This is a genomic window from Borborobacter arsenicus (assembly GCF_003934165.1).
GTDB lineage: Bacteria > Pseudomonadota > Alphaproteobacteria > Rhizobiales > Rhizobiaceae > Pseudaminobacter > Pseudaminobacter arsenicus.
Map to the genome: position 1 here is coordinate 1 of NZ_RKST01000096.1, position 883 is coordinate 883.

An 883-nucleotide genomic window follows, 5' to 3' on the forward strand; every position below is an offset into this window, starting at 1 on the left:
CATGGGTTCCGGTTCGGCGACGACAACGGCGTCGGCCGCGTAAGCACCGGATACTGCGAACAAGGCCGCAGCGGAGCCGAGAAGAAGGCTCTTGGTGTTCATTTTCTGACCTCCAGTCAAAGTTAAAAAACGGGTCTGGGTATTTTTTTGCTGAAGGACAGCTTTCCCTGCCCCATCCCCAATGCCGAAGAAGACTCGAATGTTCGCCCCTTCTCCGCGACCGACATTACTGATCGTTCATCGCCGTTCAACCGCGTTCGTACCGCCTGGGAGGCCCTCGCCGTTCGATCAGGAGTCCCTGTGGCACAAATGACACGATTTGATGCCCCCCGGTAACATGTCATTAACAAAGGTTACGGACCGGAGCGGGAATCCACGGGCGCAGCCGGTGGAATCGCCCATACCGCAAGGCCAGACAGCGCCTTTAATAGCCACCGCGAGCCTGGATGATTCTGGCATATGCTTCGGATCGATTGAATTTTTTGACATTGGGGCGCTTTATTTCGGCTATATCGGCCTAAGCTTATTGCTTGTGGCCGCCCTTTTCATTATCCAGCGGTGCGCCGGAGAGGTGGCCGAGTGGTCGAAGGCGCTCCCCTGCTAAGGGAGTAGAGGTCAAAAGCTTCTCGTGGGTTCGAATCCCATCCTCTCCGCCAGCAACCCGCCCAGCCTGATGTGGGCTAGAGAAATACCTTAAATTTCAAACAGCTAAGCGAATTCATCGCGACACATCCAGGCTTCTCCCCAAGCCCCGGTCAGGATTCTGACTGGAGGTCAGAAAATGAACACCAAGAGCCTTCTTCTCGGCTCCGCTGCGGCCTTGTTCGCAGTATCCGGTGCTTACGCGGCCGACGCCGTTGTCGTCGCCGAACCGGAACCCATG

Annotated in this window: 1 tRNA gene and 2 pseudogenes; 2 read left to right on the forward strand and 1 reads right to left on the reverse strand. The window is 56.4% G+C overall.

From position 1 onward, the window contains the following. Nucleotides 1-102: pseudogene (locus EET67_RS25340) on the reverse strand (porin); the annotation flags it as partial. A gap of 463 nt (nt 103-565) precedes the next feature. Between EET67_RS25340 and EET67_RS25345 the strand changes: the two are divergent. Both EET67_RS25345 and EET67_RS25350 read left to right on the forward strand, forming a co-directional pair. Then, nucleotides 566-656: transfer RNA gene (locus tag EET67_RS25345), tRNA-Ser, on the forward strand. A gap of 125 nt (nt 657-781) precedes the next feature. Further along, nucleotides 782-883: pseudogene (locus tag EET67_RS25350) on the forward strand (porin); the annotation flags it as partial.